Here is a 436-nt window from a genome sequence, read left to right on the forward strand (position 1 = left end):
CATCAGCTCGTGAATGCTTGGCTCCTTCCCAGTCGGCATATCGTGGGAGATCACAATGTCCCCTAAGCAGTCGCGAATATCCGTTTCAAGGCCGAAACCCGACTGCAGTGATCGAGCAAACGCAGTCATGGTGTTCTTCTCGATCGATTCACGCCACAGACCCCGGTGGCTAATTATTTCCATGTCGTCGTCTCCTTCAGGTCCCGTACGAGGCTACGTCGACTATGACATCCGGCTCGCATCTCAGACCAGCTCAGTGCTCTAGTAGCCGAATGCCGAACGTTCACGCAGCCTTTATCAGACACTTCCTAGAGATCTCCAACTCGAGGAATTTGCGCAGATCGGTTGGGGTGCCGAGCCCATACATTCCATTTCCTTCGCAACCTACGTTGAAGAAGCCGATAGCGAGCCCTTCGCGTATCAACTGGTTGTAAGT

1 protein-coding gene is annotated in these 436 nt (G+C 53.2%); it reads right to left on the bottom strand.

Annotated features, from left to right (window positions below):
• Positions 1-183: hypothetical protein (locus FL344_RS39670; protein ID WP_228565675.1), on the bottom strand; the 183-nt coding region annotated here is incomplete at its 3' end.
• Positions 184-436: the final 253 nt, after the last annotated feature.

The organism is Myxococcus sp. AB036A (assembly GCF_006547355.1).
In the GTDB taxonomy this organism is placed as follows: Bacteria; Myxococcota; Myxococcia; order Myxococcales; family Myxococcaceae; genus Myxococcus; species Myxococcus virescens.